Origin of the sequence: Streptomyces sp. NPDC002044 (assembly GCF_040296725.1) — a bacterium.
Taxonomy (GTDB): Bacteria; Actinomycetota; Actinomycetes; order Streptomycetales; family Streptomycetaceae; genus Streptomyces; species Streptomyces antarcticus.
The window spans coordinates 62,076-75,022 of the sequence record NZ_JBEOXU010000002.1; the positions used below are offsets into that span (position 1 = coordinate 62,076).

11 protein-coding genes and 1 pseudogene are annotated in these 12,947 nt (G+C 68.0%); 10 read left to right on the plus strand and 2 right to left on the minus strand.

Going from position 1 to position 12,947, the window contains the following annotated elements; translation table 11 throughout:
* Nucleotides 1–6: 6 nt before the first annotated feature.
* The 10 genes from ABT106_RS01030 (at nt 7) to ABT106_RS01075 (ending at nt 8,985) form a co-directional block, all read left to right on the plus strand.
* A complete protein-coding gene (locus ABT106_RS01030) occupies nt 7–1,425 on the plus strand; it encodes a DUF6177 family protein (protein WP_351270404.1) in 1,419 nt (472 codons plus the stop codon).
* A gap of 116 nt (nt 1,426–1,541) precedes the next feature.
* Nucleotides 1,542–1,874: a hypothetical protein gene (locus tag ABT106_RS01035; RefSeq protein WP_351270407.1), complete on the plus strand. Its 333-nt coding sequence runs from the start codon at nt 1,542–1,544 to the stop codon at nt 1,872–1,874.
* 51 nt (nt 1,875–1,925) lie between these two features.
* A complete protein-coding gene (locus ABT106_RS01040; protein ID WP_351270410.1) occupies nt 1,926–2,237 on the plus strand; it encodes a pore-forming ESAT-6 family protein in 312 nt (103 codons plus the stop codon).
* Nucleotides 2,238–2,287: 50 nt separating this feature from the next.
* Nucleotides 2,288–2,716 carry a DUF6507 family protein gene (locus ABT106_RS01045; RefSeq protein WP_351270413.1) on the plus strand — a complete coding sequence of 143 codons (429 nt, stop codon included), beginning with the start codon at nt 2,288–2,290 and terminating at the stop codon, nt 2,714–2,716.
* Nucleotides 2,713–5,154, plus strand: a complete 2,442-nt coding sequence (locus ABT106_RS01050; RefSeq protein WP_351270415.1) for a hypothetical protein — start codon at nt 2,713–2,715, stop codon at nt 5,152–5,154. The genes ABT106_RS01045 and ABT106_RS01050 overlap by 4 nt, the downstream gene beginning before the upstream one ends.
* Nucleotides 5,155–5,167: 13 nt before the next feature.
* Nucleotides 5,168–5,788 (plus strand): pentapeptide repeat-containing protein, encoded by a 621-nt coding sequence (locus ABT106_RS01055; protein ID WP_351270418.1) that lies wholly within the window; start codon nt 5,168–5,170, stop codon nt 5,786–5,788.
* A 37-nt stretch (nt 5,789–5,825) separates the two neighbouring features.
* Nucleotides 5,826–6,680 carry an immunity 49 family protein gene (locus tag ABT106_RS01060; protein WP_351270421.1) on the plus strand — a complete coding sequence of 285 codons (855 nt, stop codon included), beginning with the start codon at nt 5,826–5,828 and terminating at the stop codon, nt 6,678–6,680.
* Nucleotides 6,681–6,777: 97 nt separating this feature from the next.
* Nucleotides 6,778–7,530, plus strand: a complete 753-nt coding sequence (locus ABT106_RS01065; protein WP_351270424.1) for a hypothetical protein — start codon at nt 6,778–6,780, stop codon at nt 7,528–7,530.
* 115 nt (nt 7,531–7,645) lie between these two features.
* Nucleotides 7,646–7,846, plus strand: a complete 201-nt coding sequence (locus ABT106_RS01070; RefSeq protein WP_351270427.1) for a hypothetical protein — start codon at nt 7,646–7,648, stop codon at nt 7,844–7,846.
* Nucleotides 7,847–7,863: 17 nt separating this feature from the next.
* A complete protein-coding gene (locus ABT106_RS01075) occupies nt 7,864–8,985 on the plus strand; it encodes an immunity 49 family protein (RefSeq protein ID WP_351270430.1) in 1,122 nt (373 codons plus the stop codon).
* A gap of 422 nt (nt 8,986–9,407) precedes the next feature.
* Here the strand turns inward: ABT106_RS01075 and ABT106_RS01080 are convergent, their stop codons facing one another.
* Nucleotides 9,408–12,488 carry an N-6 DNA methylase gene (locus ABT106_RS01080; RefSeq protein ID WP_351270432.1) on the minus strand — a complete coding sequence of 1,027 codons (3,081 nt, stop codon included), beginning with the start codon at nt 12,486–12,488 and terminating at the stop codon, nt 9,408–9,410.
* A gap of 328 nt (nt 12,489–12,816) precedes the next feature.
* A pseudogene (locus tag ABT106_RS01085) lies at nt 12,817–12,945 on the minus strand (nucleoside-diphosphate kinase); the annotation flags it as partial.
* Nucleotides 12,946–12,947: the final 2 nt, after the last annotated feature.

Below are 12,947 nucleotides of genomic sequence, written 5' to 3' on the forward strand. Positions count from 1 at the left end.
GACCCCATGACCAAGGACGTCATAGCCCTCACGCCGCGGATGCCCGATCCGTGGGTGGTGCTCGCCGGCCTCCTCTCCGGGGGCCCGGACAAACGGGTGAACACGGCGGGCGAGGGCGCGGTCATACAGCTCTGCGACGAGCAGGGGCGGCCGCTGGTCTCGGTCGAGGCACCGCTGCTGGTCCAGGTCGAGGGGGAGGCCGAGCGGCTCCTCGGGGCCACCCCGCCGCGCGTTCCGTTCTGGTGGACGGAGGCGCGCGCCACCACCGGCGTCCCCGACGCCGAGCGCCTCGCGGGGACCTTCGCCGCCCGTCTCGCCGACCTGGCGGGCGGGAGCGCCTGGCCGCCGGAGGCCACGGGCTCACTGGCCGTGGTGCGGACGGACGGGGTCAGCGTCGCGCCGGTGCCCGCGGCGGCGCAGCCCGCCGTCGACGTGCTGACCCCCAACGTCGCGGTGGTCATCATGGACCGCCCGGTCGTCGCCATGACGGCCTGGCTCTCCGACGCCTTCCGGGCCGCGGCGGCGGCCGAGCGGGGGCTTCAGGTCGTCACTCCGCCCGGGACACGGCTGTCGCCGGCGGTACTGGCCAACATGCCGGACTGGCCGTCGCGGTGGGTCGTGCGGGACGAGCGGGACGGCTACTACGACGGGCTCTCCGGCGCGGTACTGCGCTGGCAGGAGGGCATGTTCGCCACCGTGGTGTCCGAGCACGCCACCGAGGACGACCCGCGGACCCCGGTGGCCGCCTCCTACCAGGAGGTCACGGAGACCGCCGAACGGCAGCTGGCCGTCACCTTCCGCACCGTGCACCCCGCGGACGGCCGGCTGGTCCTCGGCGGCGCCCTGGAGGCGGTGTGGCGCGAGCTGACCGGCGGTCCCCCGGCGGGCTGGGGCACGGCCGAACCGGCCAACCTGCCCTGGTCCCCCGGCCGGCTGACCGACGTGGCCTTCGCCCGGGCACCGGAGCCGACCTGGTTCGTGGTGGTGGGCAGCCCCGGGCGGCCCGGCCTCGCCACGGTGCGGGTCAGCCGTACGAAGGCGGGCGTCGAGGAGACCGTGACCCTGGCGCTCGGCTACGGCGCCGGCGAGGAACCGCCGCTGGACGCCCTGCCGCGCGCCGCGGAGGCGCTCGTCACGCGGCACCGCCTGCAGTCGATGCTCGTACAGCTCCGCAAAGCGCGCCGGGACCTGCTGGTCCCGCCGCGCTTCGAGGGGCCGGGCGTGCCGCTGTCCTTCGTGCTGGGCGCGGAGGAGGTCCGGGCCGTGCCCGACGACCGCGCCCGGCGCACTCCGCTGGCCGGGCAACCGCTGCGACTGGGCCCGAAGGCCCGTCCCGCCTACTACTACCCGATGACGGGGGACCCTTCGGATCTCGCGGGGTGGGCCGACTTCGAGCGGCTGATGAGCCATCTGAAGGGCTCGTGAAGACCTCGGGTGGATTGTCATGGATGAGTCACAACACGCTCTTTGCCGGTTGCAGGAGCGACACAGCTTGATAGAAATAGACATACTTACGATCGTTCGGATGTACGGGGGATGGAATGAAGTTCGACATGGGGACGCAGGTTCTGACGAACCTGATGTCCGGGTCGCGTGACTCCAATACGGACCTGGGCTCGCTGATCAAGCAGCTGGTGACCGCGGCCCAGCCGCTGGAGGGCAAGTTCCAGGGCCAGGGCAAGGTCGCCTTCGACTCGTTCAAGCTGCGCGCGGACGGCATCGCGAAGGAGCTGAACGCTTCGCTGGCGGCGATCCTGGGCGGTCAGTCGGGGATGGAGCAGGCGTTCGGGTCGGGTGACCAGGAGCAGGGCGAGAACGCGCGGAACACGCAGGGTTCGGCGAACTTCGACGCGGCCCGCTTCCGCGGCCGCTGAGGCCGCCGGGCCTTCTTCTGATGGTTCTTCTTCACGGGGAGTGTGGTTGTGGTGGCAGGTGGGACGGACCGTCGTGCGTACGACGTGGGTGCCTCTACGGAGGCGCAGGGCGGTATCAAGGCGGTGATCGGCCAGCTGGAGCAGGTCATCGCGGCACGTGAGGCGCAGGTCGCGTCGGCGATGTCGGACTTCGCGGCGGACGGGGTGGCGGACGACTACCACGCCAAGGAGCTGCGGTGGAAGAACGCCTCGCAGGAGGTCAAGAACATCATCCGGCTGCTGAACACGACGCTGGAGAAGAACGACGCGACGGCGCACCAGACGTTGCAGCGGGCGAAGGCCGCGGTCGACAACATCGGCTGAACGGGCGGGGAACGCGGGACGGTTGGCCGGGGTAGTACGGGGGTTCACGGATGACGTCGTGGGACATCAAGCCGCAAGGCGTACAAGGGCAGTTGAAGACCGTCGGCACACATGCCGGTGAGCTGGAGAAGGCGCTCAACGCCCTGCTCACGGCCATGTCGGAGGCGGCGCAGGCCGCGGGGACGGCCGTGCCCGGTTCGCAGGCGCAGACCAAGCTGGCAGGGCCGGTGCCGGTCGGCCGGCCACATCTGAGCCAGAAGGCGATGGGCCCGGTCGCGGCCGCGCTCGGTGAGTACCTGACGTCCCGCAAGCCGGAGTTCACGTCGATGGCGGAGCGGATCGAGGCGTGCGTCCTCGGTGCGGTGAAAGCGACGAACGAGTACCTGGAAGGCGACCTGGAGCAGGCCAAGGCCGCCCAGGACGCGGCCAGGGCCGTCAACCTCGACGTCCTGCGCGAGAAGCCGGGGGGCGGGAAGTGAGCGGGAACGCGCCGGTCGATCCGGCCGAGGTGCCGGTCTTCACGGGGAACCTGGCCCTCCTGGACGAGAAGGTCAAGGCCATCTCGTCGGGCGGGGCCGCGGTCGCGACGAAGACCTCCGACGTCCACACCGGCTTCGGCGGCCTCCAGGCTTTCTACCAGGCCCCGGAAGCCGACCAGCTGTTCGCGACGACGAAGCCCGTCTCCGACCTCGGGCTCACACTCAGCTCCGACATGTGCGCGATCGCCGGCGCGCTGGGCACGTACTCGCGCGACGCCGCGCCGATCGTCAAGAAGCTGGAGAACCTGAAGGCGGAGGCACAGGCGTTCCGCACGGAGACGGACAAGGACGAGAAGTGGCGTGAGGACGGCGATCTGATCGACGAGAACCTCGAACGCCGCAACAAGATCGCCGAAGTCTGGGCCGAGTTCCAGGAAGTGGAACGGGCCGCCTACGGAAAGATCGTCGCCCTGGTCGGCGGCACGCCGCTGAAGGTCAACGACGGCTCCAACGGCAAGGACATGTACGGCTACGACGCCGAGGCGATGAAGCAGTCCAAGTCCCTGCCCTGGGGCGACGCCGTCGAGGAGTCCATCCCCGCCTGGCAGGTGTGGGAACACGCCTGGGAGTTCGGCAAGGGCATCGTCGTCGACGGCGTCTGGGGCACCCTCAAGGGCCTCGGCGGTCTCGTGGGGCTCCAGGGCTGGGACGTGTTCAAGCAGTCCTGGACCGGCCTGGCCAAGCTGGGTACCGGCCTCGCCATCATGTCGATCCCCGGCGCCGGACCCCTCTTCCTCGCCGCGCCCGACGACAAGCTCCCTTCCTGGCTCCGCGACTCCCGCACCGCCATGAAGGAGACCGGCAAGGCCCTCCTCGCCTGGGACCAGTGGGGCTCCAACCCGTCCCGCGCCGCGGGCGCGGTCACGTTCAACGTCCTGACCACGGTGTTCACCGGCGGCGCGGGCGGCGCGGTCTCGGGCGCCGGCAAGGCGGGCGCGGTCGCCAAGACCCTGTCGTTCGCGGGCAAGGCCGGCCGGGCGATCGACCCGATGACGTACATGTTCAAGGGCGCCGGAGCCGGATTCTCCAAGATCGGCGACGTGATGGCCGGTCTCAAGGGAGCCGGCACATTCGAGGTCCCCAGCATCAAGGTGGACGGCGCGGTCGCCCTCCCCGACGGCGCGGTGCTGCTGCCGGACGGTGCGATCCACCTCCCCTCCGGCGCGACGGTCCCCGAAGGCGCGACGAAGCTCCCCGACGGCACCGTCAAGCTGCCCGAGGGCACGACGGCCCTCCCGCCCGGCACGGTCAAACTCCCGACGCCCGACGGGCCGCGGTTCATGGACCTCGACGGCAACCTCTACAAGGCCGACGGCTCCCTGGAGCAGAGCGGCAAGGCCGCCAAGCAGGAGACCCCGCCGGACGCGGACGCCAACACCCCCCGCGCCGACTCCCCGAAGACGGATCCCCCGGTCAGCGCCAGGGTCCCGGAACGCGAACTGGTCGGCGTCGGCGCCCGCGGCGGCGACGACGTCGTCCGCCTCGGCTCCGACACCTCCGCCCCGGTCCGCGCGGCCGACGACCTCCCGGGCACCCGCCCGGAAACCTCCCCTGGCGGCAGCGCGAACGACGTGGGCAAGGGTCCCTCCGCGAGCCACGACTCCCCGACCGGTGGCGGCGGTGACACCACCACGAACGGTGGGCGGAACACGGACGGTTCGGGAGGCACGGGCCACACGGACGGCCCCTCCACCGGCTCCGGCCACGGCGAGAGCGCGCCATCCGGCACGGACCACACCCCGGGCCCCCACCCGGACACCACCCCTGGCGGCCACGGCGGAAGCCACTCCGGTGCGGGTGACGGCCCGGACGGCGTCGGACACGACAGCCACCCTCCGGCCGACCGCCCTGACGGCACCTCCGAGTCGCCGCTCGGACCTGCTCCGGCACTGACTCCGGATGATCAGGCCGCGCACGCCCAGCACCTGGAAGGCGTCGAGCAGCGGCATACAGACGACTTCGATCAGATGAAGCAGGATCCCGACCACAAGGGAAAGGTGAAGCCGTCCGAGATGGACGAGGCTCGTCTTGCCCTCGACATGCGTGAGCGGGGAACCCTTCCGGCCGACATCCAGCGACCGCCCGGGGCGAACCAGGGCGATCTGTATTCGCCCGGCTCAGGTGAGTTTTACGACATCAAGGGCGTGCACTCCGACTGGCCACCGCTCAACAACGTCCGCGACAAGTCACTCCCGTTCAAGGGAGCGTACAATCCGGCAGACAATCAGGGATGGACCCGGAAGCTGAGGGACCAAATCGAAGTCAAGGGTCGCATCGTCATTCTCGACACGCGCAATGCCAATCAAGCCGCGATCAACGACCTCGAAGCCATAGTGAAGCAGAACGGTTGGAGTGATCGCATTGTCTGGTACCCGTAACGATGAGCGCAGTGTGAAGACGCTCCCAGCTGATGCGCAAGCCACCGCTGTACTGAACGAGTGGGCCGCAGACAGCGAATCCCTGCTGGATGTGGCCGGGCTCGATCTGAGGGGAGCCGATATCTCGGGTGCCGATCTCGCCAACGGACTGTTCACGGAGTCCGTCCTCCGCGACGTGAATCTGTCCGGGTCCGATCTGTACCGGTCTCACCTGGAGGGGGCCGAGCTCGATGGGGCGAACCTTTCCGGAGCCACGCTCGTCAAGGCTGTCATGGATGGGTCCTCGCTGGGCTGCGCGAATTTGGACCGAGCCGACCTGGGAAGTTCGGAAATGTGGGCGGTCGATGCTCGAGGAGCATCCTTCCGGCACGCGAAACTCGATGGGGCCGGAATGCTCGACGTGAAACTTCAGGGCGCGGACCTGTCGAACGCAAGTGTTCAGCACACCTCATTTCAAGTCGTCATGGATGAACAGACGGTAGTGCTGGGACTCACCGGGACGGTATTCGGTCCGGCCTCGGTCGTCGACGGAGACGCGTTGCGGGAGATCACCGGAGTCGCTCTCGAAGTCTGGCTGAACAGCCGGGGTGCACGCGTTCAGGTCCTGTCTCCTCAACGACCGCAAGGTCAGTGACTCCACTCCCATGACGAGCGGCCCACAGGAGCAATCCGTGACGGTGATCGTCGAGCGGCACGCCATTCCCACGGTCGACGAGCAGGTCACCGAACGCCTGGCGGACGAGTTCGAGACGAGCCTCCAGAATCTGAATGCCTCGCCCGCGATCGTCGGCATGGCACTGAACGAGGCGCTGCTGCTGGTCCAGGCGCACCAGGCCCTCAACCCGCGCGCCAACCGTTTCGCCACCTGGGACGCCACCGTCTGCGCCATGCAGGTGGGTACGGCGGCCTTCGCGGCCGCCTCCGTCACCGAAGGCACGATCGAAGCGCGCATCGCGCACGACGTACGGACCGTCAACGCCACGGGACCCCAGTGCTACGCGAACGCCGGCAACTGGCTGACCGTGCTCTGGTTCGTCATCATCTGCCGGGACCAGCCCCGCATGGACGCGATGTGCGGGCTTCCGCTGGATCTCCTGCGCTCGTCCGGCGCCGAGAGCGACGCGTACGTCTACCCCTGGGTGGACGCCCTCCAGACGTACTGGCGTGAGCAGCCGGGCCTGCCGGAGAAGCTCACGTCGGCCATCGAGCGGTCCCACCCGGACCTCGCCACGATCGCGCCGCGCGAACTGCTCCAGTGCGTGCTGTATCCGCCGGTCAACCTCTTCCACCAGTTCCTGCGCAGGGACCACGACGGGTTCAACCAGGCGCTCGCGCAGGCCCTGGAACTGCACAAGGCGTACTGGAGCACACCGGAGCGCTCGGGGGACATCGCCGGCTTCCTGGCCCTCGCCCCGCTCGCGATGGCTTGCCTCGCGCACGACGCGGGTTTCCCCATCGAGGTCGAGTCCGACTACCTCCCTGTCCGCCTCCTGGACCGTTCCTGGGTGGGGGAGTTCGACACGTGATGCCCGGGACCCCCGCACGGGGCAGGCGCTCGCGAGGGGTGCGGCTGACTCCCCACCACGACAGAGATGACCGGCGTTGACGCGGGAAGGCGCGGAAGTGACCGACCACCCGGCGTCCGCCATGCTGCACCGCCTTCGCGCGGTGGAATGGACCGGTGACTGGGACCACGCGTTCGGGCACGTCATGTCGCGGCGCCTGCTGATGCGTGAGTACCTCCGGCGGGCGGCCGTGTGGGCCCGGGCGTGTTCCGCCGAGAGCGCATGGCCCTTCTTCGACGTCACGGAGCACATGGACCCCGGAGTCCGGCTTTCTCCGGAACTCTCCGCGGAACTCGGTGAACTCCTGCGCACCGTGCCCGGCAGCGCCCTCCGGCGCACCTGCGCGGGTGCCGTGCGCCTGGCAGAACTCCGGGCGCGGAACCCGGCCGCGCATCGCGACCTCCCCGACCTCTACGAGCCGCTGGTCCTCTTCTACGAAAGGGGCGGAGAGTTCGTGGTGGACAACGCGGGCGGCCTCGACCTCACAGGGGTGTCGTTCCGCCTCGGCACCGCACGGGGCAACCTCGGCACTGGGCCCGTACGGGCACTGAACCAGACCGTGCTGGATGCCGTGGACGGCGAAGGGCGCATCTCGTACTACACCTCGGCCGATGGCCAGGGGCCGCTCCTGAGGCGCCGCGAGCTGCGGGGCGAGCAGTTCGACGAACTGTTCACCCGGGACCTGCGCTGGGAACCGACGGACCGGATCCCAGGCTCCCCGGAAGAGGCCATCGCCGCCGGAACGGTCCGGCTCGACGAGATCGCGGCGGCCGGCCTCATCGGAACGATCGTGGCCGCCGGCTCCCGGTAACCACTGAACGGCCCGGAGGTCGACCCCGAGAACACGAAGGCCCGGCGCCTCCACCAAAATTGGAGGCGCCGTGCGCACGACAAGTGGTGCGGCAGGATCGCCCCGTGGAGAACAGATGACCGTGATCATAGAGCGCCAGGACTACCGCAAGGACTCGATGGCGGCGGTGGTTCCCGTCATGGAAAGATCGCTGTCCTCTTCGCTGGAGAAGATCGAGACCTCGTACGACTCCAGGTCGGATGCGGTCATGACGTCGCTGAACACCACCCTCGTCCGCTCGGTCGGGGACCCCGGCGCCGTCATGCTGGAGACCTGAAGTCCTGGCTGCCGGCCATGCAGGTGCACTCGGCCGTCTTCGCCGCCCCCGCTCCCGGCCTGGAAACCGTCACGTGCAAGATCCGCCAGGACGAGCGCCGCCTCGCCACCACCGGACCGCAGAACCACCTCCGGGCGGACACCTGGCTCGACGACTTCTACCTCGCGATCATCTGCCGCGAGAACGACCGGCTGAACCAGCTGGCGCAGGTTCCGGTGGAGTTCCTGCGAGCGTCGGGCGCCGGGTTCGACGCGATTTCCGGACGTCACGAAAGTTCAAGGAGCAGCGCGTTGGTTTCGGTCATTGCCCGTCATTCCTTTCCCACCGGGCACGCGGAAGAGGGCATCGCGGTGCTCCAGGAGGACGCGGAGGAGCTGATCGAGGGGCTGGAGGAACGCCCCACCAGACTGGGCGACGCCGTGCACACCACGCTCACCCTCGCCAAGGGGCACTGCCTGCTGGACCCGAGAGCCGCGGTCTTCCCCACGTGGGACGCCTGGGTCACCGCCATGCAGGTGAGCTCGGCCGTCTTCGCCACCGCCGGCTCCGCCGGGGAAACGGTCCGGTGCCGCATCGCGCACAAGGAGCGTACGCTCACGGCCACCGGCCCCCAGTGGTACGTGACGGCGGACACCTGGCTCACCGCCTTCTACCTGGCCCTGGTCTGCCGGGAGCGGGACAGGATCACGGCACTGTGCCGGGTGCCCCTGCCCCTGCTGCGGGGCAACGGAAGCGCCGGCGAACACGTCCACGCCTGGATCGACACCCTGCGGACCTACTGGACCGGCGGCCCGAACCTCGGCCGGAGGCTGGTGGCGGCGGTCGACGGCACCGACCCTGAGGCCGCCCGCGACCCCGGGACGGCGGGCAGGCTGTCGTACCCGCCGATGGAGATGTTCCACCGGATCATCCGCGACGACCGGCCCGGCTTCAACAAGGCCCTGGCCAACGCCCTGCGGTGGCACAAGGAGCACTGGAGCGAGGAGAGCCGTGCCCTCGAAGCCACGGGCCTCGTCGCCCTCGCCCCGCTCGCCATCGCCTGCATCGCCCACGACGCGGGCTTCCCCGTCGAGGTCGAGTCCGACTACCTCCCCGCCGTCCTCCTGGGCCGCGACTGGCTCGGCGAATTCCCCACGTAGAAGGCCCGCTTCGCCACGGTCCCGGCGCCCCGCTCCGACGCGCACGCCCCGGCCCCGCAGCCCCGGGGGGCCAGGGGAGCCGGGGGCCGTCGCGTACCCACGCACGGGGCGTCGGACGGGCGGGAGGGCATGAAAAAGCCCCAGGTCACGGCGAGTGAGTCCTGGGGCTAATCCGAGCCGCCCTCGGGATTCGAACCCGAGACCTACGCATTACGAGCCCCCACAAGATCATCCCGCCTGATGCCGGGCCGTGCCATCAAATCCCGTTTCCGCAGGTCAGCAAGGTACGGCCCGACCCCCGCATGCCACCCAAACCACCCTGTGCCACCCCGTCCGCTCACGCAAACTGAGCCAGCTTCAAACCCTTGCACCCCCTACTGCCCTCTATAGGCATTGAAGGAAGGCGAACATGCGGGACCAACTCAGCCGAGTAGTTCCGTGATCAGTTGATCAAGTTCCTCGGCGTCGGGAGAGGATAGGAGGAAGTCGCGCAAGGCGCGTCGGATCTTGATGTAGCTGCTGTCCACGTCGAACTTCAGCTCCGCGATCCGCAGCGCTTCCGCCTCCCCCAGCTCGGCAATCCGCACATGCTTGGGGTCAAACGGGTCAAAGTCAGGGATGGGCAGTTCCCACACAGCCTTGTCGATGTGCCGCTCGTCCTTGCCATAGGACATCAGAGGGCGCACGGCTTCGGTGAGACGTGAGGCATTGAGTAGTGCAAGTAGGTACATGCCCTCCTGCCGGGTGGCAACCGCAGCCCAGTAGAGGACGTGCTCGATAACCGCGTTCGGGTCCTCCACCAGCGCGGCAGACACGTGCATTCCGGATGCGCCGTACACCACTCTCAGAGGCGCGCCGGGGAGCTGCTCGGTCAGCTTCTTCCGGAAGTTGAGCTGTTCGGTCAGGGAGAGCCGTTCGCTGGAGCGGTTGTCATCCCAGAGCCGTTCTGCGTCACGCCACCATTTCGCCAGGTCTGGGTATCGGTCGAGGTGGTCATGCTCACCGTCCATGAGGGTATTCGCCCCCTCGATGGGCAAAACGGCCTTATCAGCGCCCATGATCCGATAGGGAACGACGTGCTCGCCGAGCAGAACGGGCCGGACGAACTGCTTCTCGACCGATCCTTCCCGGTCGGGGAGCTCCTTCCAGGGCTTCTTCTCCAGATTGCTCCGCTCGGAGCGGACTGAGACTCGGCCGCCTCCGAGGCCGAGCGAATTGGCAGCCTGTTCCTTGACGAAGAAAAGGACCTTTGGGACGACGGTAGCCCCTTGCCCAAACCGGTTCCGGTAGGGCGAGCTGATCAGCCCTTCCTTGGGGTAGCGCAGCTCACCCGCCTTCCGGGTGATCCAGCCCTTTGCGTGTTCCCAGCGAGCGGTGCTCTTGGAGATCTTCCCGGTCCAGATCTCGGTCTGCTTGGATAGCGCGACGGCGCTATTGCCTTGCTGTCCGATGGCAAGGGGTCGCCGTCGGCCGAAGACGACGGCTGCAGCACGGGGAAAGAAGTGCGGGCGCAGTCGGCGCAGGTCCCAGGAGCCAGTGAAGTTGACCTTGACAGGGTGGTCGGGGTCCGCCCAATCTCCGCCCCGAAAGCCGGCCCAGTAGGGACGGTCCAGGACCGGGTTGGGGACGACGAAGGCGAACGTGCCTTCCTCGCGCAGATACTGCTGGACGGCACGGGCGATGAACAGGCCGGAAAGGTCCTGATGGGTGGCAACCTCGAAGCCGCTCCACAGGCCACGGGCCTGCATCATCTCCTTGAAGGTCTTCTGCATGTCGGCCGACATGTGCCGATAGGAGAGCCAGGGCGGATTGCCGATGAGAACGTCTACTCGATTTTCAGCGCGCGACAGCCACATGGGACGGGCCAAGTTGCGGACGTAGTAGGACCAGATGTGGTTGCGGCCCTCGTCGACGAGGTCGCACAGAACGCGGAAGTTCTCGGTTAGTTCGTCCCGGTCGTCCGCGTCTGTGACTCCATGCCGGTTGAAAACGGCCTGGAGAGAGGGCAACTTGCCTTGGGTCCGGTGCGGGTCGGCTGCCTTGTCGGCGAGCTCGTTGACGATCATGTCGAAGCGACTGGCGTCCTGCAGCAAGGCTTCGGAGAAGCGCAGTTCATTGGTGAAGAGCTGGCTACCTGTGCCGGTCTGGATGACGAGGTGGCCGTGGTCGATGAGGTCAGTGCGCTGCCCCCACTGGACGCTGTCACCCAGGTAGACGGGGACGCTTATTGAGCCGCGCTCCTCGGAGGTGAGCGTCTCACGGCCGATGGCGAGGAGGTACGTGACGCGGGCGAGGGCCACTGCGACAGGGTGGAGATCGATGCCAGCGACATGGTCGTGCAGGCCGTCCAATGCTTCGCGCAGGGGCAACCCAGCGTCCTGCGCGGCGGCCAGGTAACGTCGGACGCCGTGGAAGAGGAACGTGCCAGAACCACACGACGGGTCCATGATCCGCTGGTTCAGCGGATCGGGGACAGCCTCGGCCACTGTCGCTTCCGCCAGCCAGTCCGGCGTGTAGTACTCCCCCTGCTTCTTACGGGTCTCCGCGGTGATCACCGACTCGTACAGAACCTTCAAGACGTCGTGCTCGACCCTTGACCAGTCGAAGCCAGCGAGGCGGCGAGACAGATCTTGGACGAAGCCCGCGCCGCCCTCTGTCTCCAACGGCCAGCCAAAGAAGTCCGACTCGACCACACCTGAGATCCTCGCCTGCGCGAACAGCTGACCGTAGACCAACGAGGCGGGTGAGGTGTCCTTCACGTCGATCCCCATCACCGCGTGGGCGATGATGGAGGCCGTGTTCACCAGGAGCGTGTGCTCGATGAACAGATCATCGCTGTCCTCGAATTGGGCACCCAGGGCGTCACGTAGCAGACGTGCCCAAAGATCGCGCTTCAACCGGACGGTCGGCCGACTCTTGTTCTCCTCGTACAACGCGGCGAGGACTGCCTTGTCGATGGAGTGGGCGACACTGTCGGCTCCAAGGCGGGTCGCAATGGCATCTGGCGTGGGTGCCGCGCCCTCGGACGTCGCTAGGACGCCTTCGAGCCAACGGACCAGGTCCAGAGCGTTGCCGTTGCGCTCCCGCGCATCGAGACGGTTCACCTCGTTCAGCTCATTGTTGACCAGCGCGTAGGCGCGCCATTCAGCTCCGTCGGTGAGGATGCCGACGTGACGCCGCTCGCGCTTCTCTGTCCGGGCACGCACGTACTTCGCCAGTTGCTCGACCGCGTCCTTGCGGATCTTTGGGCGGCTGATGTCCTTCTTGACCTCGATGACGGTCGCGCCCATCTCGATGTCGATCCGGTGACCCGTGCCACCGCCCACCTGTGCTTCCAGCACGGGAGTCAGGAGATCCTGCTCACCGAGATTCAGGTCCGCATCCAGCAAGAACTGGCGGATGTCCGCCTGCAGTGTCGCTTCAGCGCGGACAGCCTTGCGCTCGATGACCCGCTTGAACACGGTCTCGAGCGCGGTAGGCGAAGGAGGGACGGAGAGCGTCACAGCGAGAGCTCCAAGAGCATCAAGGCGTATGGGACAGCGAGGGGACGTCTGGTCCCGTTGACCATTGTCGGGCAGGTGGTGCGTGTCGGGACAGTCCTTGCCGAGCGAACCAGCACTATCACCTCTGGTTCAGCGCACTGCTCACGGTGCCAGCCCGTGCTCCAGGTATGCAGTCACACCGTTAGCACGGGCCTCGACGCCAGCAGAGATGCGGCGTACGAGGCGAGGAATAGTGTGTTCCAACAGTGCTCCGATGTCGTGGAAGGCATAGCCGCGGAGTTCGTCGGCCAGTAGTGCGATGTGCTGGCATTCGTCTACGGTGAGGAGGGGTTCCGATGATCTTCAGTGCGGCATCCTCGAACCGCGTGATGATCCTCCCTGCCAGGCCACGCGCCAGCGCATCGGGCTTGAGCAGGACGAGCGTGCGCTCGACGGTGTGCACCTGATCCTCGGGCATTG

What these genes read in the sequence shown, in the direction of transcription:
- ABT106_RS01030 (WP_351270404.1), top strand. Translation starts at nt 7, where the DNA reads ATGACCAAGGACGTCATAGCCCTCACGCCGCGGATGCCCGATCCGTGG.
- ABT106_RS01035 (WP_351270407.1), top strand. Translation starts at nt 1,542, where the DNA reads ATGAAGTTCGACATGGGGACGCAGGTTCTGACGAACCTGATGTCCGGG.
- ABT106_RS01045 (WP_351270413.1), top strand. Translation starts at nt 2,288, where the DNA reads ATGACGTCGTGGGACATCAAGCCGCAAGGCGTACAAGGGCAGTTGAAG.
- ABT106_RS01070 (WP_351270427.1), top strand. Translation starts at nt 7,646, where the DNA reads ATGACCGTGATCATAGAGCGCCAGGACTACCGCAAGGACTCGATGGCG.
- ABT106_RS01075 (WP_351270430.1), top strand. Translation starts at nt 7,864, where the DNA reads ATGCAGGTGCACTCGGCCGTCTTCGCCGCCCCCGCTCCCGGCCTGGAA.